The following is a 22,940-nucleotide window of genomic DNA, read 5'->3' as shown; positions in this document are numbered from 1 at the left end:
CCCGCAGGCTTATCAAGTCCGTAAGACTGAAATAGTTGATCATCACGGCTCAAATAAAGCCTGGACGAAAAAAATTGCGCGATCCTGACGGTGATTTCTCCAGCAAACGCTGGCCTGGCCGGTTCTTGTGGATATATTGGACCTGAACCATGCGCTCACAAAAAATCCTTCTGGATTTCATCAGGATTTCAAAGCATAGAGCATCATGATTTACGCCGCAGTGCGGCATGCTTGCTGCACTGCGACCAAACACCTCATGTCGCGATCAGGTTCAGTGCTTTAGTCGCGGAACAAACGAAACAACAAGAGCTTAGAGACGTGCAAAAACTCGCGAAGTTTTCCCGCCTTCTATCCGTCTTGCCGCTGCTTTCCCTGGCAGGATGCAACATGGTGGTCATGGCGCCCTCCGGCGACATCGCCGTGCAACAGCGCGATCTCATCATCATCTCGACGGTGCTGATGCTTTTGATCATCATACCGGTGATCTTCCTGACGCTGCTCTTTGCCTGGCGCTACCGCTACTCCAATACGGCCGCGACTTATGCGCCGGAATGGCACCATTCGACTCGCCTCGAAATCATCATCTGGGCTGCACCCCTGGCAATCATCATTGCGCTCGGCGCCGTCACCTGGATTTCCACCCACAAGCTCGATCCCTACCGGCCGCTCGACCGCCTCGATGCGGATCGCGCCATTCCGGCCGATACCAAGCCGCTGACCGTCGAGGTCGTGGCGCTCGACTGGAAGTGGCTGTTCTTCTATCCCGAACTCGGCATTGCCACGGTCAACGAACTCGCTGCCCCGGTGGACATGCCGATCAATTTCAAGATCACCGCCTCCTCGGTGATGAACTCCTTCTACATCCCTGCCCTTGCCGGCCAGATCTACGCCATGCCGGGCATGGAGACGAAGCTGCACGCCGTCATCAACAAGGAAGGCGCGTATGACGGCTTCTCGGCCAATTACAGCGGCTCCGGCTTCTCGCACATGCGCTTCAAATTCCACGGGCTCGACCGCGAGGGTTTTGACGCCTGGGTGGCGCAGGTCAAGCAGCAGGGCACGATGCTCAACCGCGACGCCTATCTGAAGCTCGAGAAGCCGAGCGAGAAGGAACCGGTGCGTTATTATGCCGGCGCCGATGCCGATCTCTACAACGCCATCCTCAACATGTGCGCCAAGCCCGGCAAGATGTGCATGAACGAGATGATGCACATCGACATGAAGGGCGGCGGCGGCAAGGAAAGCGCCGAAAACCGCGACAAGCTGCAATATGACAATCGCCATGCCGACGAAGGCATCGTGGCGCCTGCGGCCACCGTGCCGGCGACCGGTGCTCCGGCGCGCAGCGAGCCGGCCAAGACCACCGATGGCAACAGCATGCAGCACGACATGCCCGGCATGGACAGCACGCCCGGCACGGACATGCAGCATGACGGCCATTCCATGCCCGGCATGAGCAATGGCGCCGATCCTGCGCCGGCGCAGCTCAACAACAACAATTAACCTGGCGCTTTGCGTCGCAAGACATAATGAACGGGTTGTTCCATGTTTTCCAATCCTGACCTCCTGAAGTTCGTCTTCGGCCGGTTGACCCTCGATGCCATTCCCTATCACGAGCCGATCCTGGTCGTGACCTTCATCGGCGTGGTCATCGGCGCCATCGCGGTGCTCGGCCTCATCACCTATTTCAAGTTCTGGGGTCCGCTCTGGAACGACTGGATCTGCAGCGTCGATCACAAGAAGATCGGCATCATGTATGTGATCCTCGCCGTCATCATGCTGCTGCGCGGTTTCTCCGATGCCATCCTGATGCGCGTGCAGCAGGCGATCGCCTTCAATGGTTCCGAAGGTTATCTGCCGCCGCACCATTACGATCAGGTGTTCACCGCCCATGGCGTCATCATGATCTTCTTCGTGGCGATGCCCTTCGTCACCGGCTTGATGAACTTCGTGGTGCCGCTGCAGATCGGCGCACGCGACGTTTCCTTCCCCTTCTTGAACAATTTCTCCTTCTGGATGACCACCGCCGGGGCGATCATCATCATGCTGTCGCTGTTCATCGGCGAATTCGCTCAGACCGGCTGGCTCGCCTACCCGCCGCTGTCGGGCGCGGCCTATAGTCCAGGCGTCGGCGTCGACTATTATATCTGGGGCCTGCAGGTCGCCGGCGTCGGAACGACGCTGTCGGGCATCAACCTGATCGCCACCATCGTCAAGATGCGCGCGCCGGGCATGACCTTCATGAAGATGCCGGTCTTCACCTGGACCGCGCTCTGCACCAACGTGCTGATCGTCGCCTCCTTCCCGATCCTGACGGCGACACTCGCTCTGTTGTCGCTCGACCGCTACGCCGGGACGAACTTCTTCACCAACGACCTCGGCGGCAATCCGATGATGTACATCAACCTCATCTGGATCTGGGGCCATCCGGAGGTCTACATTCTGGTGCTGCCGGCCTTCGGCATCTTCTCGGAAGTCGTCGCCACCTTTTCCGGCAAGCGCCTCTTCGGCTACGCCTCGATGGTCTACGCGACCTGCGTGATCATGATCCTGTCCTATATCGTCTGGCTGCACCACTTCTTCACGATGGGCTCGGGCGCCAGCGTCAATTCCTTCTTCGGCATCACCACGATGATCATCTCGATCCCCACGGGAGCGAAGATCTTCAACTGGCTGTTCACCATGTATCGCGGCCGCATCCGCTTCGAGGTGCCGATGCTGTGGACGGTCGGCTTCATGGTGACCTTCGTCATCGGTGGCATGACCGGCGTCATGCTTGCCGTGCCGCCGGCCGACTTCGTGCTGCACAATTCGCTATTCCTCATTGCCCACTTCCACAACGTCATCATCGGCGGCGTTCTCTTCGGCATGTTCGCCGGCGTGAACTACTGGTTCCCGAAGGCATTCGGCTTCAAGCTCGATCCCTTCTGGGGCAAGATGAGCTTCTGGTTCTGGCAGATCGGCTTCTGGTTCGCTTTCATGCCGCTCTATGTGCTCGGCCTGATGGGCGTCACCCGCCGTATGAACCAGTTCGATGACCCATCGCTGCAGATCTGGTTCATCATCGCCGCCTTCGGCGTCGGCCTGATTGCGCTTGGGATCGCCGCCTTCCTGATCCAGATCGTCGTCAGCTTCATGAAACGCGAGGAATTGCGCGACGACAGCGGCGATCCGTGGGACGGCCGGACGCTGGAATGGTCGACCTCTTCGCCGCCACCGGATTACAACTTCGCTTTCACCCCCGTCGTCCACGACCATGACAGCTGGTACGACATGAAGAACCGTGGTTATGCGCGTCCGCTGGAAGGCTTCCGGCCGATCCATATGCCGAAGAATACCGGCACTGGCGCAATCCTCTCAGGCATCAGCGTCGCCCTTGCCTTCGGCCTGATCTGGTACATGTGGTGGCTGGTCGTCGTCTCCTTCGTCGGTCTGCTGGTCGTCGCAATCGGCCATACATTCAACTATAGGCGCGACTTCCACATCCCCGCCGAAGAGGTGACCGAAACGGAAGGCAAGCGCACCGCGCTGCTTGCCGAGCAGGTGTAATGACCATGAGCGATCAGACCATCGACACGGCCGAAAAGCCTGAATTCTACCTGACGGAAGATCATCATCCGGAAAACAGCACCAATCTCGGTTTCTGGCTCTACCTGATGAGCGACTGCCTGATCTTTGCGGTGCTGTTTGCCACACACGGCGTGCTCGGCCGCAACTATGCCGCCGGTCCGTCGCCGGCCGATCTCTTCGATCTGCCGATCGTTGCCCTCAACACCTCGATGCTGCTGCTCTCGTCGATCACCTATGGCTTCGCCATGCTGCAGATGGAGCGCAATGCCAAGGCGGAAACGCTGTTCTGGCTCGCCGTCACCGGATTGTTCGGTGCGGCCTTCATCGGGCTCGAGCTCTATGAGTTCATTCACCTGATCCATGAAGGCGCCGGGCCGACGCGCAGCGCCTTCCTCTCCTCCTTCTTCACGCTGGTCGGCACGCACGGGCTGCACGTCACCTTCGGCATCATCTGGCTGATCACGTTGATGGTTCAGGTGTCGATGCACGGGCTGGTCGAAGCCAACCGCCGCCGCCTGATGTGCCTTTCGATGTTCTGGCACTTCCTCGACGTCGTCTGGATCGGCGTCTTTTCCTTCGTCTATCTGCTGGGAGTCCTCGGATGAGTTCGCAAGCACCCGCCCATGAAGATGCGCACGAGGCGCATCACGGCCACAGCCACGGTCATCAGGCTGGCCATGGCACCTTCCGCAGCTACATGACGGGTTTTGTGCTCTCCGTCATCCTGACCGCCATTCCCTTCTGGCTGGTCATGGCCGGCGTGTTCGACAGCCCGGCGGTGACGGCGGTGCTGGTGATGGGCCTCGCCGCCATCCAGATCGTCGTGCATATGGTCTTCTTCCTGCACATGAACCCTCGTAGCGAGGGCGGCTGGACGATGATGGCGCTGATCTTCACCATCATCATCGTCGCCATCGCGCTCTCCGGTTCGCTCTGGGTCATGCATCATCTCAATGCCAACATGATGCCGATGAGCCCCGAGATGATGAAGAACATGCCGTGATCGTCAGGAAAGGCCGGCGGCAGCGCCGCCGGCATCGATCCAGCCGATGAACAAGGCTCCCTCGGACAAATCGGAAAAGCGGCCTTCGCCGGCAAAACGCGCGATCTTCTGCGCCTGCCTGGTGCTGCTTGCCGCAGGTCTCGCAGCCCTCGGCACCTGGCAGCTGCAGCGACTCGCCTGGAAGCGTGATCTTATTGCCCGCGTCGACCAGCGTGTGCACGCGGCACCCCTGCCGGCACCGGCGCGCGCCGAGTGGGAGGTCAATGCCGCCGATGACGAATATCGCCGCGTAAGCGCAGCAGGAACGCTGGCAAACGACAAAGAGACGCTGGTCTATGCGTCGACGGCGCTCGGTCCGGGTTATTGGGTGATGACGCCGCTGATGCTTGCCGACGGCACGGTCATTCTCGTCAATCGCGGCTTCGTTCCGACAGACAGACGCAATTCGGACACGCGCCGCGAAGGCGAATTGTCGGGCATCGTCGAGATCGCCGGGCTGATGCGGATGAGCGAGCCGAAGGGATCGCTGCTGCAATCCAATGACCTCGCCTCTGACCGATGGTATTCGCGCGATGTCGCAGCGATCGCGCTAAAGCGCGGTCTCAGTGCGGTCGCGCCCTATTTCATCGACGCCGATGCCACCGCCAATCCGGGCGGCCTGCCTGTCGGCGGCCTGACGATCATCCATTTCCCCAACAATCATCTCGTCTATGCGATTACCTGGTACGGGCTCGCCGCAATGGTGCTGGTTTTGCTGCTGTTCATTCTTCGCGGTGACATAGGAAGAGGCCGCCGGGAGTAGTCCGGGCACTTACTGTCGCTTGCAATACGCGTGCTCAGGCAAGCGGTTGCGCCGGGCGGCTTGAACGCAACCGGATTAACATCGTGTAAAGTGATGTCCGATATTTCTTACCTGAACAGAATATATAAAAGCTGCACATGAACCGGCCGGATTACATCCCCAGTCTCGATGGCCTGCGCGGTATCGCCGCGCTGCTGGTCGTTCAAGCGCATGTCGGACTTATCTTTCCAAGTGCATCCTTGTATTCAATGACCATGGGCAGCGAAGCCGTCGGCTTGTTCTTTGCCCTCAGTGGCTTTCTGATGGCCCATCTCTACGGTTCACGGCCGGTGACCAAAGAAAACGTCCTGGATTTTCTGGTGAGCCGATTTGCCCGCATCTATCCGGTTTATCTGGCTGCCGTTCTGCTCGTGGCGATGCTCTCTGGCATTCAGGATCTGAACTTCGTTCAGCCTATCATCGGCGGCACGGACTTTGTGCGCCATGTCCTTCTTCTGGGCTCAAGTGGCGTTTTCTGGTCGATTCCACCCGAAATTCAATTCTATCTGCTGTTCCCAATCCTATGGCTTTGCTTAGCCCGACCGCACCGCTATAGCGGCGTGATCGTCGGCTTCGCAGTGCTCGTCGTCGTGGATGGCCTGCTGGAATTGCCAGGCCCTGGAATCCTACTCGTTTCGAAGCTCCCTTACTTTCTATTCGGCGCACTTGCCGGGATGATGCATTCCCGCTGGGATCGATGGAGGCCATCTGCGTTTACGGGAATTTTCACGCTGTTGCTTCTGGCGGTGTTCTTCACTTACAGGCATGTCGCGCCGAGTTTTTCCCCTGAATTCTGGAGCCTGCAAGGCGCGGCCGCCGCAGCTGTCATCGTGGTGCTCGTCGCGCGACAACCTCCCATCGCAGCCCATATCCTGGCAGCTGCACCTGTGCGGTTTTTGGGGACGATCAGCTTCTCACTCTATCTTTTCCACGTCCCCACAATGTTCCTGGCACGTCGGACTTTCGGTGATCTGATGCCAGAGCCGGCGCTCATCGTGGTGACACTTTTCATTGCGGCATTGGGAGCATGGTTCATTCATGAGACGATCGAAATCCCGAGCCGACGCCTGCTGGTCGGCTTGTGGCAGCAGCATCGGCGGCGCGTCGCTGAGCAAGACAGTCCGGCTGAGCAAATCGAACGCGCGATCCTTGATCTGAAACAGACCGAAAAACGGCTCCTGAGCGGCGCAAGTGCAGCCGCGGCGAGTGAGCTTGGCGAAGACGGCGGCCGAACTGTCATCCGGGACAATGGCGACGAGAAGCTTCGCGCGTAGAGCGCCCGGAAAGGTTCGCCGGATTTACGCTCCTTAAGAAGCGACCCGGCTGATCGCTTCGGCGAGTTGCGCCTGCGAGAAAGGCTTGCCGAGCCGGGGCAGATTGCCGATGCCCGTACCTTCGGGAAGTTCAGCGTACCCGGTTGCGAGAATGATCGGCATCTCAGGCCATTCCTCGCGGATCGCCTCGGCGAGTTCAGCCCCCGTCATGCGCGGCATAGCATGGTCGCAGATCACCAGATCGACCGGCTGTGTGCGCATGATCTCAAGCGCCTCAGGACCCGCCATCGCCTCGAACACGGTGTGCCCGAGATCCTCGAGCATCAGCGTCGTATTCATCAGGACCAGACCATCGTCATCAACGGCGACGATGCGCAGCTGGCGCGACGCATTTTCACTGCGTTGCGGTAGGTCGGTGGCGACCTCGGCTGTCCGCTCGACACTGACGACCGGGAACCACAATTCGGCCGTGGTGCCTTCGCCAAGACTGCTTTTCAGCATGAGGCGGCCGCCGGACTGGGACGCAAGGCCCTGGACCATGGAAAGCCCGAGACCGGTGCCCTTGCCGACGCCCTTGGTGGTGAAGAACGGCGTCGTTGCCTGCTCCACCGTCTTTGCATCCATGCCCTCGCCTTCATCGATCACCGCGATTCTTACGTAGCGGCCAGGCGGCAGCGGACCCTTGCCTGACGGCACGGATTCCTCGGACGCGCGAAGCACGATCCTCCCGCCGGACGGCATGGCATCGCGGGCGTTGACGACGAGGTTGAGGATCGCCATCTCCAACTGGTTCGGATCGGTTAGGATCGTCGGAAGCCTGACGGGGAAAGAGGTCTCTATCCTGGTGAGGGGGCCGAGCGAACGGCTCAGCATATCCATCATGCCACGGACCAGGCCGGAGACGTCGATCGGCTCCATATGCAGTTCCTGCCGGCGGGAAAAGGCCAGCATGCGCTGCGTCAGCGCCGCGCCGCGCTGGGCGCCCTGCATGGCATTATCAACCAGCGATGTCAGCGACAGATCCTGCGGCATGCGTTTCTTCAGGATTTCGAGACTGCCGAGGACGGCCATCAGCAGATTGTTGAAATCATGGGCGATGCCACCGGTCAATTGCCCGATCGCCTCCATCTTCTGCGACTGGAAGAGTTCTTCGCGCGCCTGCTCGAGCGCCCGCTGGGTTTCCATCTTCTCGGTGATATCGCGGGTGATCTTGGCGAAACCGAGCACATCGCCTTCGTCGTCGCGGATGACATCGATGACGACGCTGGCCCAGAAGCGGGTGCCGTCCTTGCGGACGCGCCAGCCTTCTCTTTCGAACCGGCCTTCGGCGCGCGCGATGCCGAGCGCCGTCTGCGGCACGCCGGCGGCACGGTCCTCGGGCGTATAGAATGTCGAGAAATGCCGGCCGATGATTTCTTTCGGCCGATAGCCCTTGATCCGCTCGGCGCCGAAATTCCAGCTGCTGACATTGCCGTCGGGATCGAGCATATAGATCGCATAATCCGATACCCCCTGGACCAGCCGGCGGAACTGTTCCTCACTCTGGCGGATTGCCTTTTCGGCGGCTCTGCGCTCGGTCAGGTCCCGGGTGATCTTGGCGTAACCGATCAGCTCGCCGGAGGGACGGCGGATCGGGTCGATGATCACATGCGCCCAGAAGCGGGTTCCATCCTTGCGTTGGCGCCAGCCTTCGCCTTCGAACCGGCCATGCTCTTTCGCGGTTGCGAGCGCGCGCTCCGGAATGCCCGCGGCGCGGTCCTCTTCCAGATAGAAACGGGAAAAATGCTCGCCGAGAATTTCAGAAGGCTTGTAACCTTTGAAGCGCTGAGCGCCGGTATTCCAACTGGTGACGATGCCTTCGGGACTGAGCATATAGATGGCGTAGTCGGTGATGGCATCGACCAGAAGACGAAAGCGCCCCTCGTCGTGAAGGGACGTATCTTGTCGATTCAGCACTTCCATCGGCCCCTCTTACTCACCAGCGCTGTATAACGCAGCGGCGGGGCGGATGGTTCCGAGGCACCTCAAATTTTCAAACGGCCTTCACTTGCGGATAGAACCGCGCGCCGACGCTCTCGGCAGCGGCATAGGCCTGCGAGACGATTTCCGGCACCAGATCGATATCGGGCAGGCTGCCGAGGCCGAGCGGGCCAATGGCAAAGAGCCCAGCGACGGTCGAACCGTCCTCCAGGAATGGCTCGCCGCGGGCATTGACCGCCAGCCCGAGCGAGAGTTCGTCGGGCATGGCGAGGCCGGCGGAAAACAGGCTCTCAATCAGCGGCGCCGAAAGGTCCGGCGCCTGACAACGGCAATCGATGATGCGCTCGGCCTGGACGACCTCTTCGGCAGAGGAACCGGCCGGCGTGAAGAACAGGCCGCTCAAGCCCCGGCGGCCGGCGCGGCCGCGTCGCAGCACCGTGCGGCCCTCGGCAAGCTCGCGTTTCAGCCGCAGGTGCATGGCCTCCGGCAGGCGGTTACGGTGGCTGTCGTAGATCGCCCGCAAATGCCGGTTGAACTGATGTTTGTCGCGCGCCGGCAGCGAGCGCCAGAGCGAGCGGGCATGTCTCCTGAGGCCGTTCATCACCGATTGCCAGCTTCGGCCGTCGTCCTCCGCCTCGCGACAGGCCTGGCGGATGAAACGCACGATCTCAGGCAGGCTCTCAGGCAGCGCTTCGGCCGGGAACAGCGGATCGGCGGAATTCGGCGTATGGCTCTGCGGCAGGAAACCGCGGCGGGAAATGATCGTCACCTGGCCGGCATAACCGGCATCGCGCAACTGCAGCAACTGGTCGACGACGCGAATGCCGCTGCCGAGCAGCACCGTATGCGGCCGCGCCACCAGGCGCTGGGCCCTGACCGGCGAAGCCTGCTCACCGCCGATATCCGGATCGTTCAGGCCGTAGCCGGTGGCCAGCATCACGGTATCGAACAGCGGATTGGCGGGATTGGCGCTTTCAAGCAGGAAACGGTTGCCGTGGCTCCTGCGGATCGCCACCACCGGATCGTTGCAGACCTGAACGGTAATATCCCTGCGCGCGGCCAGCGCTTCGGAAAACCGCTGGTAGACATAATCGCTGAAGATTTCCTTCGGCACGAAAATCTGCCGGAAACCGGGAATGGCGGCCGGCACGGCGGCGCGAAAGGCGGCATTGCTGCAAAGCCAGTCGTTGAAATCGTCGCTGTCACCGACCGAGACCGAGAGATCGCGCACGCGGGTGTTGAGGATCGTCGAGGCGCGCACTGACGCCAGCGCCTGCCCGCCGCTGACCGAAGAATTCGGATCGAACAACTGCAGGTGGAAGGGCGCGCGCACCGTCTTCATCAGCGCGATCGCCGTCATCATACCGGAAAAGCCGCGTCCGACGATGGCAATGCGCGGCACCGCGGATATCTGCGCCGCCGCATTGGCGCGCGCCGAAAAAAGTCCCTGAACCGTCATCGCAACTCCTTTGCGGCTTCATCCGCACCGTGGGTCGATCGAGGTTTCAACGCATAAAACAGCGGATCATGCGTTGATGAGGTTCATGCGGCCATTCACGACCTGCCGCAGGATCGAGGTCAGAGCCGAAGCCCCGGACATGCACGAGCGGAACAATCACGCCCATCTATAGTCTATTAAACTAGTCGTGTATGAAAGCGCTAAATGGCGCGCATGGCAAGAGGTTTATTGCCATGGTGATTCAAGTCATTGAAAAATAAGATACGTTAGAGACGTCGACGGCGTCACTCGCCCGGATATTGCTTCGCCTTCAGCAGGCCGGCCAAATGCGCCGTGTTGCGCGCCAGCATGTCGACGGCCGTCGTCACCACCTTCGGCACCTTGTCGAGATCGACGAAATTGGTGGAACCCATCGCCTCGCCGACCCAATAGGCGACCGCGCTCGCCGGAATGGTGAAGCCGACATCGTTCAGCGCCTGGAAAAGCTCGGCCGATACATGATGGGCGCCGTCCTCATTGCCGACGACGGCAACGGCGGCGACCCGGCCATAGGAAACCATGCGGCCCTGATCGTCGGTCTCGTCGAGGAAGGCGTCCATGCGCTCCAGTGCCCGCTTGCAGACGCTGGAGGGCTGACCGAGCCAGATCGGCGTCGCCATCAGCAGGATATCGGCGGCGAGCACCTTGGCGCGGATATCAGGCCAATCATCGCCGGGGCCTTCGTCTGATGTGACGCCCGGCTTGACGTTGAAATCGGCAAGCCGAAGCACTTCGGTGTTGACGTCGTAGGCCGACAGCGCCTTGTCGATGAGGCCGATCATCCGGTCGCACGAAGACGCCTCCTTGGCATTGCTGGTCTTCAGTGTTGCGTTAAGAGCGAGGGCTTTCAGCGGCATGGTCTCTCTCCGGTAACGGGTGCCTGACAGGGTTTGCCTCTTGCAACCAACCCAGGCGGCGATTGTTCCCGCCGGCTCGCGAGCAGACCTCACGTAAAAATAACCAGTTGGTGAATTCTTTACTTGAACCCCCAAATGGAATCGGCAAAAGTGAAGGCGCAATCAATCCCTTCATGGATTTGCCGTCTTTTCGGGCCAGCGTCCGACCACACATCTATTGGAAAAAATACCGTGAGCAGCGATGCGTTAACACGCGCGACGAAGCCTTCGGCTTCGATGGCGCTTGCAACTGCGGCAGGCTGGGGCCGAGGCCTCTTCACATTGGTGCGCATCACCATGATGGCCTTCCGCCACCCCTGGCAATCAGGCTTTGCGATCGGCGCCACGCTGGTCGCTTCCACCTTCCAGCTAATGATCCCCCGCCTTCTCGGCCAGGCGGTCGACCACACGCAGATGGCGATGAGCGGCGGCGCAGCGGGCCAGGCGGCGCAGGACGCGCTTTTGACCACGGCGCTGCTCCTGCTCGGCGCCAGCGTGCTGCGCGGCCTCTTCACCATGGTCCAGAACTATTACAGCGAAGCCGTCGGCCATCACATCGGCTACGAGTTGCGGTTGGCCTGCTACGAGAAGATCCAGCGGCTGTCCTTCAGCTTCCACGACACCGTGCATTCCGGCGATCTGATCACCATCGGCCTGCTCGATCTCGAAGGCGTGCGGATGTATTTTTCCACGGCGCTCGTCCGGATGATCCTGCTGTCGATCCTGATCGGCATCGGCGCCTATATGCTGCTGTCGACCGATATCGTGCTTGGCCTGCTGGCGCTCTCCTTCGTGCCTTTCGTCGGCTGGCGCTCCTCGGTGACGCAGCTCAGGCTGCGCGCCACCTGGCTCGATCTGCAGGAGCGGCTGTCGGTGCTGACCCGCATCATGGAGGAGAATCTCGGCGGCATTCGCGTCGTGCGCGCCTTTGCCGCACAGGATCATGAGCTGTCGAAATTCGAGGCTGCGTCGAAGAATGCATTGGCGCTCGCCCATCAACGCGTCGGCATCCGCGTCCTCAATACCAGTGCCATGACCTTCTCCTTCTTCACGGCGATGGGCCTGGTGCTTTTCGTCGGCGGCGGCAAGGTGATGTCGGGCGAGATCACCGTCGGCACGCTCGCCTCCTTCCTGACCTTCATGACCATTTTGCAGATGCCGGTGCGCCAGCTCGGCCTGATGGTCAATGCCTTTGCCCGCGCCTCCACCTGCGGCTCACGGCTCTTCAACCTGCTCGACCTCGACATATCGATCAAGGACGCTCCGGATGCCAGGGAATTGGCGGTGACCGACGGCGTGCTGCGCTTCGAAAATGTCAGCTTCGCCTATCCCGGTTCGGAAAAGCGCACCGTGCTCCACGACGTCTCCTTCGAAGCCAGGCGCGGCCAGACGATCGGCATCGTCGGGCCTCCCGGGAGCGGCAAGTCGACGATCGCCCATCTGATCCCGCGCTTCTACGACGTCAGCGGCGGCAAGATCACCATCGACGGCCAGGATATCCGCAAGGCGACGCTGCAATCGCTGCGCCGGGCGATTGCCGTTGTGCAGCAGGATTCCTTCCTGTTCACGACAACGATCGAAAACAACATCGCCTATGGCGACCCCTGGGCAAAGGAAGGCCGCATCGAACGCGCCAGTGAGAGCGCCCAGCTGCATAATTACGTGCTCGGCCTGCCCACAGGCTACGACACGGTCGTCGGCGAACGCGGCGTTTCACTGTCCGGCGGCCAGCGGCAGCGTCTTTCGATCGCCCGCGCGCTGATGCTGAAGCCGGCGGTGATGGTGTTCGACGATTCGACGGCGGCGATCGACGCGGCCACCGAACAGCGCATCCGCAGCGCCATGCGCCGCTATGCCGCCGACCGGGTGACGATCATCGTCGCCCATCGCCTGAGCTCGTTGATGCATGCCGACCAGATCCTGTTCGTCGAAGACGGCCGGATCGTCGAGCGCGGCACCCATCAGGCGCTGCTGTCGCTCGGCGGGCGCTACAAGGCGCTCTACGACCTGCAGGTCCGGCCGGGCGACGAAGTGTTGAGCGCGTAATTCCCTCTTCTGCCCATCGGGGAGAAGTGCCGAGCAAAGCGAGGCGATGAGGGGGCGAGTCGCGATAGCGACGAGTGCGCTGAGCGGAAGCGAAGGGCAAATAAGAGCGTGCCGTGCGGCCCCCTCATCCGCCCTTCAGGCACCTTCTCCCCGCTGAGGAGAAGAGGACAAGCAATGAACATGCGAGCCGCCAGATGCAATGGCCGCAGGAGGAATGAGATGGCCGAGGAACTGGAAACCGAGCGTCCCGACGTCCGCGAGGATGGCCGCCGCCCGCCGCGGGCGGTGGTCGGTTCGCATCGCGTCGAGGAGGAGATGTTCGGCAAGGCCTTCGACGGCAATATCGTCAAGCGCATCTGGGCTTTCGTTCGTCCCTATCGTCGCCAGGTCCTCTTCTCGGTCGTCGCCGTCCTGACCTTCACGATGATGCAATTGCTGATCCCGCTGATCATCCGCTATGCCATCGACCACGGCATGTCGCCGGGCGGCAACTCGTCGGCCTTGGTCTGGTCGATCGCCGCCTTCGCGATCGCCATATCAATCAACTATGCGGCAAGCTACGCCCAGGAGACGCTGGTCGGCGGCGTGGCGGAAGACGTGCTCTTCGATATCCGCAGGGCGATGTTTTCGCATCTCCAGCGCGTCTCGCTCTCCTTCATGGACAAGACCGAGGTGGGACGGCTGATGTCGCGCCTGCAGGGCGACGTCAACTCGATGCAGGAGTTCCTCGAAACCTCGGTGCTCTCGGTCGGCGATATCGTGCTGCTCTTCGGCATCGTCTTCGTGATGCTCTATCTCGATTTCAAGCTGGGGCTGCTGACGCTCTCGGTGCTGCCGGTGCTGTTCATCGTGCGCCTGTTCTGGCTGCCGCTCGCCCGCAAGTCCTTCATGGCCGCCCACGAAACCAATTCGGTTGCGGCCGGCGCCCTTGCCGAAGCCATCCATGGCGTGCGCGCCGTCCAGAGCATGGACCGGCAGGTCGTGAACTTCACGCTTTACGACGACAAGGCGCATGCAAACCTCAGGACGCATCTGACGGCGGCGCGTTATGCGCAGGTGATGGTGCCGATCGTCGACAGCCTGACCGGCGTGGCGATGGCGCTGGTCATCATCGTCGGTGGCGCTCGCGTTCTCAACCAGGCGCTCGATGTCGGCGTGCTCGTCGCCTTCCTGTTTTACATCCAGCGCTTCTTCGACCCGATCCGTTCACTGACGCTGCAATATTCGGTGATGCAGCGCGCCATGGCCTCCGGCCAGCGGCTGACCGAAGTGCTCGACGTGCCGGTCGACATCAAGGACGCGCCGGATGCCAAGGCGCTGTCGCGCGACATGGACGGCTCGGTCGAATTCAAGGACGTCGTCTTCGGCTACAATCCGAAACATCCGGTGCTGAAACATGTGAATTTCAAGGTCAATCCCGGCGAGACGGTGGCGCTGGTCGGGCCGACCGGGTCCGGCAAATCCAGCTGCATGTCGCTGATCCACCGCTTCTATGACGTGCAGCAAGGCCAGGTGCTGGTTGGCGGCCACGATGTGCGCAACTTGACGCAAGATTCGCTCGGGGCGCAGATCGCCATGGTGCTGCAGGAACCTTTTCTCTTCACCGGCACGGTCTTCGAAAACATCCGCTACCACAAGCTGGAGGCGACGCGCGAACAGGTGATCGAGGCGGCCAAGGCCGTCGGCGCCCACGAATTCGTCATGCGCCTGCCCGATGGTTACGACAGCATTCTCGGCGAGCGCGGCGGCAATCTTTCGCTCGGCCAGCGCCAGCTTTTAAGCTTTGCCCGCGCTTTGGTGGCGGACGCGAAGATCCTCGTGCTCGACGAGGCGACCGCCAATATCGACAGCTATACCGAGATGCTGATCCAGAAGGCGCTGGTCAAGCTGCTCGAAAACCGCACCGGCCTCGTCATCGCCCACCGCCTGGCGACAATCCGCGAAGCCGACCGCATCATCGTGCTGCAGAACGGCGAAATCATCGAGAGCGGCAATCACCGGCAGCTAATGAAAAACGGCAAGCTCTATTCCAAGCTCTATAACCTCAACTATTCCTCCTTCGACGATATTCCCGAAGACGTACTGGAAGAGACGACGGCGACGCAGTCGGCGACCTGACGGCGACCCACTGAGAAATTGACATGAATTAACGCCTGTCGCAAAGATTGATCGAACAAACGATTTGCTGCCGCATTTCTCTCTTATCGGGGGACGAGTGCCACTGAGGAGAATGACATGAAGAGAATCATTAGCAGCCTGTTGATCGCGACGGCCCTTGTTGGATCGGCTATTCAGCCTGCTGCCGCGCGTGACCACCATCATCGCGACAATACCGGCCGCATCATCGCCGGCGGCGTTGCCGCAGGTGTCGTCGGCGGCCTGATCGGCGGCGCACTCGCCAATGGTGGCGGACCTCGCTACGTTGATGAAGGCCCTCGCTATGTCGAGAGCCCCCGCTATGTCGAACCCCAGCCGAGATGCTGGTATGAGGACCGCGACGTGCGCAACCGCTATGACGGCGGCTACCACGCAGAAACCGTGCGGGTCTGCGAGTAGGCTTGAGCATTTTGCAGCAGCGTTGACATCGTCATCGCTGCTCGACCCCCAGCCGAGGTTGCGTTTCGCAGCCTCGGTTTCGGTTTATATCAAAGACATCCGCCAAGAATCGGCCCCTCATCCGGCTGCCGCCACCTTCTCCCCGCAAACGGGGCGAAGGCGATTTGCCGCAACCTCTCCACCCCTCGCACACCTCGCGCAGGGCACGTCCCCTCTCTCCATAAAACGGGGAGAGGGTTAGGGTGAAGGGCAGCCTTCACCAAAGGGCGGTACCGACGCACAGTCCTGAGCTTCGCTCAAGCGAGTCATTCCCGAACTCGTCATCCGCCGAAGCTTCCAACCGCAACCTCTTCCCCGCTTTTCGCAGGCGCTGTCCTGTGGCAAGAAGGGCTACCGACGCGGGGCTTTCAGGGAGGAAGATCGATAGAGATGAAGGGAATTCGCCAGCTCGCCGACCATCTCGACATTTCGATCGGGACGGTGTCCCGTGCTCTGAACGGCAAACCCGACGTCAACGAAGAAACGCGCCGGCGCGTGCTCGCCGCCGCCGAAGAGCTCGGTTACGTCGCCAACCAGTCGGGCCGCAGCCTCCGCCAGGGCATGACCAACGTCATCGGGCTGATGCTCGAGGTCAGCCGCGAGACGGTCGAAAACAGCGACGACTTCTTCCTTGGCGTCACCGACGGGCTGCAGAGCGTGTTTTCCCGTCACAAGCTCGATCTGGTCATGCTGCCCTGCCCCGATGACGAGGATCCGCATGAATATCTAAAGCGCATGGTGGCGCGCCGCCTCGTCGACGCAATGATCATCTCGGCGACCCGGCGCACCGACCGGCGCATCGAACTGTTGGAAAAGGTCCGAATCCCGTTTGTGACGCTTGGCCGCAGCGCCTCTGGCGGCAGCTATACCTGGATGGACCTCGATTTCGAGGGCGTGGCGGCGCGCGGCGTCGACCGCTTGGTCGCCAAGGGCCACCGGCGGATCGCCGTGGCCGCTCCCTCCTCCGACATCAATCTCGGCTATATCTTCCTCGACAGTTACCGCCAGGCGCTGAAACGCCACGGTATTGCCTTCGACCCGGCCCTCGTCATCCGCGTCAAGTCGAGCGAACAGGGCGGCTATCAGGCCGGCCACGAACTGCTGATGATCGAAGAGCGGCCGACGGCGATCATCCTGATCCACGAACTGATGGCGATCGGTCTTTACCGCAGGCTAACCGAGGCCGGCATCGTGCCCGGCCGTGACCTCGCCGTCGTCGGTTTCCGCGAGGAGCCGCGCACGCATTTCCTGCAGCCGTCGCTGACCTCCTTCCGCATGTCGCTGCGCGATCTCGGCGCCCAGCTCGGCGAAACCCTGCTCGCCACCATGCCGGCCTATGCCGAGCATTATCCGCAAGGCGCTCGCAGCCGGATCTGGCCGCTGGAACTCATTCCCGGCGAAAGCGACGCTTTCACGCTGACGGGCTGAAGCGCGTCAGACCCGGCTCGGCGCCGCCGGCGGCTCGCTGATCGACAGCCGTTGTGTGACGAAGAAAACCAGCAGGGCGCCGACAGCAAGGCAGGCGGCGAGGAAGAACATCGGCGCGATCGTGCTGCCGCTCGCCTCCTTGATCCAGGGCACGACGTTCTGGGCGACGAAACCGCCGAGATTTCCAACCGAATTGATGGCGGCAAGGCCGGCGGCGGCACCCGCGCCTTTGAGGAAACGCGAGGGCAGGCTCCAGAACACCGGCTGCGGCGCGAAGATGCCGGCAGCGGCGACGCAGAGGAAGGCGAATTGCAAGGCGTGGTTCGGGATCAGCGCCGACAGCAGCAGGCAGGCGGCGCCGATCAAGGCCGGAATGACGATATAGGGCGTCTTCGACTGGGCCTTGTCGGCCATGGCGGGAACGGTATAGAGCGCGACCGCAACCAGCAGCCAGGGAATGATGTTGAGGAAACCATTCACCGTGTTGCTGACACCGAAGGCCTGGACGATGGTCGGCAGCCAGTAGCTCAGGCCATAGGCCGAGAGCGGAAAGGCGATATAGCAGAGCGCCATCAGCAGGACCCGCGGGTCGATCAGCGCCTTGAAGCCGTTTCCGGCATTTTCGCCCATGCCGGCATTTTCCGCGGCAAGCCTACGTTCGAGCCAGTCCTTCTCATCGCCACTCAGGAAGTTTGCGTTTTCGGGCCGGCCGGGAAGATAGAAGAAGGTGACGATGCCGGCGATGACAGCTGGAATGCCGGTCGCCAGGAAGACCCACTCCCAGCCGGCAAGGCCGTAAAGACCGTCGAGATCGAGCAGCACGCCGCCGAGCGGTGCGCCGACGGCATTGGCGATGGCGCTGAAGATCATGAACAGCCCGACCATCCGGCCGCGATAGGCCGAGGGGAACCACAAGGTCAGCAGATAGAGCACGCCGGGAAAGAAGCCGGCTTCGCAGACGCCGAGCAGGAAGCGCAGGATATAGAACATCGTCGCGCTCTGCGTGAAGGCGAGCGCGACGGTCACGAGGCCCCAGGAGACCAGGATGCGGGCGAACCAGACACGGGCGCCGAGCCTCTCGAGGAACAGGTTGCTCGGCACCTCGAAAAGAAAATAGCCGATGAAGAACAGCGAAGCGCCAAGGCCATAGGCATATTCGCTCATGCCGAGAGCATCGACCATCTGCAGCTTGGCAAAGCTGACATTCTGCCGGTCGATATAGGCGATGAGATAAAGGATGCCGAGAAACGGCATCAGCTTCCAGGTGATTTTCGAGATCAGCCGCTTCTCATCGACCATGCATATTCTCCGGAATGACCATTACGTCATGGCGTAAATAGCGCTGCCCGCCAATATTCAATCGCGCGAGGTATTTTCTGCGGTATCGCAACCCAGATTGGTGGCCCTGACTATTCGGCAGCAGCGACCGCGGCCCGGCGGCCGATCGTTGCCTGGGTCAGCAGGAAGGCTAAGGAGGCACAGAGCGCAATGCCGGCGGCCATCGGAACGGCTGTGCCGTCGAAAAAGAGGCTCGATATCACCATGGCGACGGCAGCGATGACGAAATGCAGGGTGCCCATCAGCGATGAGGCGGTACCGGCAATCGCGCCGTGATCCTCAAGGGCAAGCACGGCGCTCGTCGGGATGACGAGGCCGAGGAAGCCGTAGCCGATGAACAGGAAGGTCGCCATGACGGGCAGCTGGTTGAAGCCTGAAGCCATCACCACCGCCATGACCACCATGGCAAGCGCAAAGACGCTGACGGCAATGCGCATGACGCGCACCAGGCCGAAACGCTCGCCGAGCCAGCCGGTCGCCTGCGACACCGCGAAGAAGGACACGGCGTTGATCGAGAAGGCGAAGCTGTATTCGGTCGGCGTCAGCCCGTAATGCTGGATCAGCACGAAGGGCGAGTTGGCGAGATAGACGAGGAAGCTCGAAATGCCGAGACCGCCGATGAAGGTCAGCGTCAGGAAATTGCGGTCGGCAAGCAGCCGCCGGTAGGCCGCCATGGCGCTCTTGAGGCCGCTGCCGCTGCGCTCCTTGGCAGGCCGGGTTTCCTCAAGCTGGGTGGCAAGCAGGACGAGGCCGATGAAAGCGGCGATCGTCACCGCCCAGAACACCCCGCGCCAGCCGTAGAACTCGATGACGGCGCTGCCCGTCAACGGCGCCAGGATCGGCGATATCGAAAAGACCAGCATCAGCAGCGACATCAGGCGTGCGGCCTGCACGCCGGTATGCATGTCGCGGACGATCGCGCGCGGAATGACCATGCCGGCGGCACCGCCGATGCCCTGGACGAAACGGAAGGCGATCAGCGTTTCGATATCGGTCGCCAGCGCGCAGCCGATGGAGGCGACCGCGAAGACGCCGATGCCGAGATAGAGCGGCAGCTTGCGGCCCCACATGTCCGAAAGCGGGCCGTAGAGCAGCTGGGCAAGGGCAAAGGAGATGAAGAAGGCGAGAAGCGTCAGCTGGGTGACGTTGTTATCCGCATGCAGGTCCTGGCCGATGGACGGCAGCGCCGGCAGATACATGTCGATGGCGAAGGGGCCGATGGCCGAGAGAAGCCCAAGAATGAGGGCAATGCGAAAGAAGGGAGCCGTCATAGGGGTGATCTTTCGTAAAAGCGCGGCGAAGGCATCGGATCGTCGCTCCGCCGCAGTGCTCTTAAGGGTTCAATGATGATTGTTCGCGCGGAGACGAAGTTGGGAGCTCATATCTTCAGCAGCCGAACCGGACGTGTCAATAAATTTGGACACTGATGTAAACTAGACGCCATTGTCTAAATCGTCAAGACGTCTTATCTTCGCCGTCATGAAAGATCGCATGACACCGGCAGTCCGGATGGGGGGGCATACGCAGCGCGGACAATGCGCCAAGCGCATGTCGATCCTTGATGCCGCCGCCGACGTCTTCTGCCGCCAGGGTTTTGCCGGCGCCAGCATCGACGAGATTGCCGCCGTCGCTTGTGTCTCCCGCCAGACGATCTACAATCACTATCGCGAGAAGGAAACGCTGTTCGTCGCCGTTGTCGAGGACGTCATGAACCGCGCCAACGCCATGCTCTTCTCGGTGTTGTCGAGCTTTCCCGAGAACGCCGACAATCTGGAGGACGGGCTGACGGCCTTTGCCGTGCGCCTCAATAAGAACTGCATCTGCAACCACGACGGAAAATTCCTGCGCAAGCTGGTGCAGACGGAGGGTGAGCGCTATCCGCACCTCTTCGAAAGCTGGCGCCAGCAGGGGCCAGGCAAGCTGACCACTACCCTTTCTGCGCTTCTTGCGCGGGTCGCTCATAAGGGCGCGCTCGTCATCGACGATTTCGACGTCGCCGCCCGCCAGTTCGTGGCGCTCGCCAATGCCGACCTGCAGATGATGACGCTCTTTGGCGAAACACCCAGCGATGCGGAACTAGAAAAGGCCGCGCGCAATGCCGTGCGGACTTTTCTCAAGGCCTATGGCGGACCGGTGGTGGAAAAGGACGAGCGTCAGCCGAAGCTTGCGGCCATAGTGGGCTAACGAGGCTGCTCAGCCCGATCAGATCAGGGCCTTTCAATCAGGCGAAGATCGTCATTTGCGAGGGCACGACCGCGAACATGCCGACGCGGCGGGCGGCGAGATATTTCACCAGTTGCTGGACGACAGAAGGCATGACCGGCTTCTGCACCACGCCAACCGCGCCCTTGACGCCGTCGGCGACAACTTCGGGATTGCCGGTCATGAACACAACCGCAATACCGTGGTCTTCCGCCAGCCGCCGGCCGATCTCGGGCCCGGTCTGGCCGTCGGCGAGATTGACGTCGACGAAGGCGATATCGGCAAGCGGCGCCAGCCGCAGCGCCTGTTCGCGATCACTCGCAAGACCTGCGACCTGCATGCCCATATCCTCCACCGTCGCCCCGAGATCCAGGGCAATGAGGAATTCATCTTCGACGATCAATACTCTCTGTCTCATGAGTTCATCTCGTTGCCAGCGCCGCACGACATTGGTGGCCATGATACGTCCCCTTGTTACGCATATACTTCGGAAGAGGTATCCGCTCCGGCAGCTGTCCCTGCACGAAACTCCCAGCTGAAACGGCCGACTTGACGATATGTTCCGCGGTGGAACGCGATTTTCTATATTTAAGATATTGTTAACGTTGATAAATTCTTAACAAAAAGCCGGCGAAGCAAAAACGGCGCTAAATTAGGCGCAATCTCAAGGGCGCACCTCCTGGATGAAGGCGCGATGACACGATATGATTATTCCGTTGGCATGACGATCGAGGCACGCGTTGAAAACAAAACTTATCGTCTTGGCCACGGTCGTCGTCAGCCTTTTATACCAAACTGATGGCCAGGATCGGCTCGGGCTCGCCGCCTCCGGATGCGCCGCTCGCGCAACAGGCCGACCTCGTTCGCGTTTATAAATCCGAACGCCGCATGGTCCTTCTCAAAGGGGATGTTCCGATCTCGACATATCGGATTTCACTGGGGCAGGCTGCAGATGCAGGTCGCAAGCAACGGGAAGGTGACGAAAAAACGCCGGAAGGGCGCTATGAGATCGACTGGCGAAATCCCAAGTCCATGGCGCATCTCAGCCTCCACATTTCCTATCCGAACCCGGATGACCGACGCAACGCCGAATCCAACGGCTTTCCGCCCGGCGGCAATATCATGATCCACGGGCTTCAGGAAGCCCATCGGCTATGGGATTGGACGGATGGCTGTATTGCGGTCACCAATACGGAGATGCGCGATATCTGGGCTCGCGTTCCCAATCATACGCCTATCGACATCATGCCCTGAGGGACAATCACCCCTTAGAGCCTTTCCTGGTTAGATTGAAGCATTCTGTTGGCTCAAACGGAGTCGGATGGTCGACCGGCCGGCGCGCGTCGTAGCCCAGTTCTACGGCCAAGCCGGCCGGTCGATCAGCCGGCCCGTTTCAGCCAACCCGAAGGGCCGGGCATCTTTCCGCCAGGATCAGAGGCGATCGGCTCGGACGTATCTGGAGGTATGCCCGTCGCCAATCGCCTCTGCCCTGACGAAAACCTGCTCCGGCAGAATGCTTCAATCTAACCAGGAAAGGCTCTAACCTTCCTGACGAGCACCGGCTGGCTGCGGTAGTCGGCAGGAAACAGCGACTTCAGGTTCTCGATTTTCGGCAGGTCGTTGTAGACGATATAGGGGTAGGTAGGATTGAGCGTCAGAAAATCCTGATGATAGGCTTCGGCGGGATAAAAGCCGGCGGTATCGGAGACCTTGGTGACGATCGGCTGGGCGAAGACATGCGCCTTGTCGAGCTGGCCGATATAGCGCTCGGCGACCTTGCGCTGCTCGGGGTCGGCGACGAATAGCGCCGAACGGTATTGCGTGCCCTGATCCGGCCCCTGGAAATTCAGTTGCGTCGGGTTGTGCGCCACCGAAAAGAAGATCTGCAGCAATTTGCCGTAGCTCACTTGTTTCGGATCGAACTTCACCTCGACGGCTTCGGCGTGACCTGTCGAGCCGGTGCTGACGGTTTCGTACTGGGCCGTCCCAGCCTCGCCGCCGGCATAACCGGAGACGGCGCTCTGAACGCCCCTGACGTGCTGGAAGACGCCCTGGACACCCCAGAAACAGCCGCCGGCGAAAATGGCGGTCTCGGTGCCCGGCCGGACAGCCTCGTCAACGGCCGGCGGCGGGATGACGACGGCATCTTCAGCCGCACTTGCGACACACGCACCGAGCGAAAGAATGGTTGCGGCAAGGAGCCCGGCAAGGCTCCTGCGGTGAGAAAACATGGACATGGCGCTACCTCCTGCGATGGCCCAAATCCTTG

The 22,940-nt window shown here is 61.1% G+C and carries 18 protein-coding genes and 1 pseudogene; 12 read left to right on the top strand and 7 right to left on the bottom strand.

Annotated features, from left to right (window positions below; genetic code table 11):
* Window positions 1-318 precede the first annotated feature (318 nt).
* The 6 genes from cyoA to RCCGE510_RS06245 all read left to right on the top strand — a co-directional run bounded on the left by cyoA (window position 319) and on the right by RCCGE510_RS06245 (window position 6,688).
* Window positions 319-1,503 (top strand): ubiquinol oxidase subunit II, encoded by a 1,185-nt coding sequence (cyoA, locus tag RCCGE510_RS06270; RefSeq protein WP_081525678.1) that lies wholly within the window; start codon window positions 319-321, stop codon window positions 1,501-1,503.
* A gap of 42 nt (window positions 1,504-1,545) precedes the next feature.
* Window positions 1,546-3,549, top strand: coding sequence for a cytochrome o ubiquinol oxidase subunit I (gene cyoB, locus RCCGE510_RS06265; RefSeq protein ID WP_007628223.1), 2,004 nt, complete (start codon window positions 1,546-1,548; stop codon window positions 3,547-3,549).
* A 5-nt stretch (window positions 3,550-3,554) separates the two neighbouring features.
* The gene (gene cyoC / locus RCCGE510_RS06260; RefSeq protein WP_007628222.1) at window positions 3,555-4,175 is read left to right on the top strand and encodes a cytochrome o ubiquinol oxidase subunit III; all 621 of its coding nucleotides are present in this window, start codon (window positions 3,555-3,557) and stop codon (window positions 4,173-4,175) included.
* Window positions 4,172-4,573 (top strand): cytochrome o ubiquinol oxidase subunit IV, encoded by a 402-nt coding sequence (gene cyoD, locus RCCGE510_RS06255; RefSeq protein ID WP_007628220.1) that lies wholly within the window; start codon window positions 4,172-4,174, stop codon window positions 4,571-4,573. The genes cyoC and cyoD overlap by 4 nt, the downstream gene beginning before the upstream one ends.
* A gap of 46 nt (window positions 4,574-4,619) precedes the next feature.
* The gene (locus tag RCCGE510_RS06250; RefSeq protein WP_007628219.1) at window positions 4,620-5,375 is read left to right on the top strand and encodes an SURF1 family protein; all 756 of its coding nucleotides are present in this window, start codon (window positions 4,620-4,622) and stop codon (window positions 5,373-5,375) included.
* Between the two features lie 137 nt (window positions 5,376-5,512).
* On the top strand, window positions 5,513-6,688 hold the full coding sequence (locus RCCGE510_RS06245) for an acyltransferase (RefSeq protein WP_007628218.1): 1,176 nt from the start codon (window positions 5,513-5,515) through the stop codon (window positions 6,686-6,688).
* Between the two features lie 33 nt (window positions 6,689-6,721).
* On the opposite strand, the gene RCCGE510_RS06240 is transcribed toward RCCGE510_RS06245, so the two are convergent.
* From RCCGE510_RS06240 to RCCGE510_RS06230, 3 genes are all read right to left on the bottom strand, one after another.
* Complete coding sequence (locus tag RCCGE510_RS06240) at window positions 6,722-8,650, bottom strand: PAS domain-containing sensor histidine kinase (RefSeq protein ID WP_007628217.1); 1,929 nt, start codon at window positions 8,648-8,650, stop codon at window positions 6,722-6,724.
* A gap of 70 nt (window positions 8,651-8,720) precedes the next feature.
* The gene (locus RCCGE510_RS06235; protein ID WP_007628216.1) at window positions 8,721-10,127 is read right to left on the bottom strand and encodes an FAD/NAD(P)-binding protein; all 1,407 of its coding nucleotides are present in this window, start codon (window positions 10,125-10,127) and stop codon (window positions 8,721-8,723) included.
* Window positions 10,128-10,411: 284 nt separating this feature from the next.
* A complete protein-coding gene (locus RCCGE510_RS06230) occupies window positions 10,412-11,023 on the bottom strand; it encodes an NAD(P)H-dependent oxidoreductase (RefSeq protein WP_007628215.1) in 612 nt (203 codons plus the stop codon).
* A gap of 123 nt (window positions 11,024-11,146) precedes the next feature.
* Here RCCGE510_RS06230 and RCCGE510_RS06225 point away from each other — a divergent pair, with 123 nt between their 5' ends.
* The 4 genes from RCCGE510_RS06225 (at window position 11,147) to RCCGE510_RS06210 (ending at window position 17,131) form a co-directional block, all read left to right on the top strand.
* Window positions 11,147-13,108, top strand: a complete 1,962-nt coding sequence (locus RCCGE510_RS06225) for an ABC transporter ATP-binding protein (protein ID WP_192815283.1) — start codon at window positions 11,147-11,149, stop codon at window positions 13,106-13,108.
* 219 nt (window positions 13,109-13,327) lie between these two features.
* Window positions 13,328-15,226 carry an ABC transporter ATP-binding protein gene (locus RCCGE510_RS06220; RefSeq protein ID WP_007628213.1) on the top strand — a complete coding sequence of 633 codons (1,899 nt, stop codon included), beginning with the start codon at window positions 13,328-13,330 and terminating at the stop codon, window positions 15,224-15,226.
* A gap of 117 nt (window positions 15,227-15,343) precedes the next feature.
* Window positions 15,344-15,664: a hypothetical protein gene (locus RCCGE510_RS06215; protein ID WP_007628212.1), complete on the top strand. Its 321-nt coding sequence runs from the start codon at window positions 15,344-15,346 to the stop codon at window positions 15,662-15,664.
* Window positions 15,665-16,093: 429 nt separating this feature from the next.
* Window positions 16,094-17,131: a LacI family DNA-binding transcriptional regulator gene (locus tag RCCGE510_RS06210; protein WP_007628210.1), complete on the top strand. Its 1,038-nt coding sequence runs from the start codon at window positions 16,094-16,096 to the stop codon at window positions 17,129-17,131.
* A 6-nt stretch (window positions 17,132-17,137) separates the two neighbouring features.
* Here RCCGE510_RS06210 and RCCGE510_RS06205 read toward each other — a convergent pair whose 3' ends face one another.
* Together RCCGE510_RS06205 and RCCGE510_RS06200 are read right to left on the bottom strand one after the other, a co-directional pair.
* Complete coding sequence (locus RCCGE510_RS06205) at window positions 17,138-18,430, bottom strand: MFS transporter (protein ID WP_007628207.1); 1,293 nt, start codon at window positions 18,428-18,430, stop codon at window positions 17,138-17,140.
* A gap of 110 nt (window positions 18,431-18,540) precedes the next feature.
* Entirely contained in the window at window positions 18,541-19,740 is a 1,200-nt protein-coding gene (locus tag RCCGE510_RS06200; RefSeq protein ID WP_007628205.1) for a multidrug effflux MFS transporter, read from the bottom strand.
* Between the two features lie 172 nt (window positions 19,741-19,912).
* On the opposite strand from RCCGE510_RS06200, the gene RCCGE510_RS06195 reads away from it, so the two are divergent.
* Complete coding sequence (locus RCCGE510_RS06195) at window positions 19,913-20,653, top strand: TetR/AcrR family transcriptional regulator (RefSeq protein ID WP_081525677.1); 741 nt, start codon at window positions 19,913-19,915, stop codon at window positions 20,651-20,653.
* Between the two features lie 37 nt (window positions 20,654-20,690).
* Here the strand turns inward: RCCGE510_RS06195 and RCCGE510_RS06190 are convergent, their stop codons facing one another.
* Window positions 20,691-21,131: a response regulator gene (locus tag RCCGE510_RS06190; protein WP_037077936.1), complete on the bottom strand. Its 441-nt coding sequence runs from the start codon at window positions 21,129-21,131 to the stop codon at window positions 20,691-20,693.
* Window positions 21,132-21,411: 280 nt separating this feature from the next.
* On the opposite strand from RCCGE510_RS06190, the pseudogene RCCGE510_RS06185 reads away from it, so the two are divergent.
* A pseudogene (locus tag RCCGE510_RS06185) lies at window positions 21,412-21,925 on the top strand (L,D-transpeptidase family protein).
* Window positions 21,926-22,194: 269 nt separating this feature from the next.
* Here the strand turns inward: RCCGE510_RS06185 and msrA are convergent.
* Complete coding sequence (gene msrA, locus RCCGE510_RS06180) at window positions 22,195-22,908, bottom strand: peptide-methionine (S)-S-oxide reductase MsrA (protein WP_007628201.1); 714 nt, start codon at window positions 22,906-22,908, stop codon at window positions 22,195-22,197.
* Window positions 22,909-22,940: the final 32 nt, after the last annotated feature.

Source organism: Rhizobium sp. CCGE 510, assembly GCF_000292525.1.
Classification (GTDB): Bacteria; Pseudomonadota; Alphaproteobacteria; order Rhizobiales; family Rhizobiaceae; genus Rhizobium.
The sequence above is the reverse complement of the archived record's forward strand: the minus strand, read 5'-3'. Positions and strand labels throughout refer to the sequence as shown.

Bases quoted from the DNA above. Each gene is read 5' to 3' on its own strand.
- RCCGE510_RS06250 (WP_007628219.1), top strand. From the start codon at position 4,620: ATGAACAAGGCTCCCTCGGACAAATCGGAAAAGCGGCCTTCGCCGGCA.
- RCCGE510_RS06200 (WP_007628205.1), bottom strand. From the start codon at position 19,740: ATGACGGCTCCCTTCTTTCGCATTGCCCTCATTCTTGGGCTTCTCTCG.
- RCCGE510_RS06220 (WP_007628213.1), top strand. From the start codon at position 13,328: ATGGCCGAGGAACTGGAAACCGAGCGTCCCGACGTCCGCGAGGATGGC.
- msrA (WP_007628201.1), bottom strand. From the start codon at position 22,908: ATGTCCATGTTTTCTCACCGCAGGAGCCTTGCCGGGCTCCTTGCCGCA.
- RCCGE510_RS06230 (WP_007628215.1), bottom strand. From the start codon at position 11,023: ATGCCGCTGAAAGCCCTCGCTCTTAACGCAACACTGAAGACCAGCAAT.
- RCCGE510_RS06245 (WP_007628218.1), top strand. From the start codon at position 5,513: ATGAACCGGCCGGATTACATCCCCAGTCTCGATGGCCTGCGCGGTATC.
- RCCGE510_RS06235 (WP_007628216.1), bottom strand. From the start codon at position 10,127: ATGACGGTTCAGGGACTTTTTTCGGCGCGCGCCAATGCGGCGGCGCAG.
- RCCGE510_RS06215 (WP_007628212.1), top strand. From the start codon at position 15,344: ATGAAGAGAATCATTAGCAGCCTGTTGATCGCGACGGCCCTTGTTGGA.
- cyoD (WP_007628220.1), top strand. From the start codon at position 4,172: ATGAGTTCGCAAGCACCCGCCCATGAAGATGCGCACGAGGCGCATCAC.
- RCCGE510_RS06210 (WP_007628210.1), top strand. From the start codon at position 16,094: ATGAAGGGAATTCGCCAGCTCGCCGACCATCTCGACATTTCGATCGGG.
- RCCGE510_RS06240 (WP_007628217.1), bottom strand. From the start codon at position 8,650: ATGGAAGTGCTGAATCGACAAGATACGTCCCTTCACGACGAGGGGCGC.
- cyoB (WP_007628223.1), top strand. From the start codon at position 1,546: ATGTTTTCCAATCCTGACCTCCTGAAGTTCGTCTTCGGCCGGTTGACC.
- cyoC (WP_007628222.1), top strand. From the start codon at position 3,555: ATGAGCGATCAGACCATCGACACGGCCGAAAAGCCTGAATTCTACCTG.
- RCCGE510_RS06205 (WP_007628207.1), bottom strand. From the start codon at position 18,430: ATGGTCGATGAGAAGCGGCTGATCTCGAAAATCACCTGGAAGCTGATG.
- RCCGE510_RS06190 (WP_037077936.1), bottom strand. From the start codon at position 21,131: ATGGCCACCAATGTCGTGCGGCGCTGGCAACGAGATGAACTCATGAGA.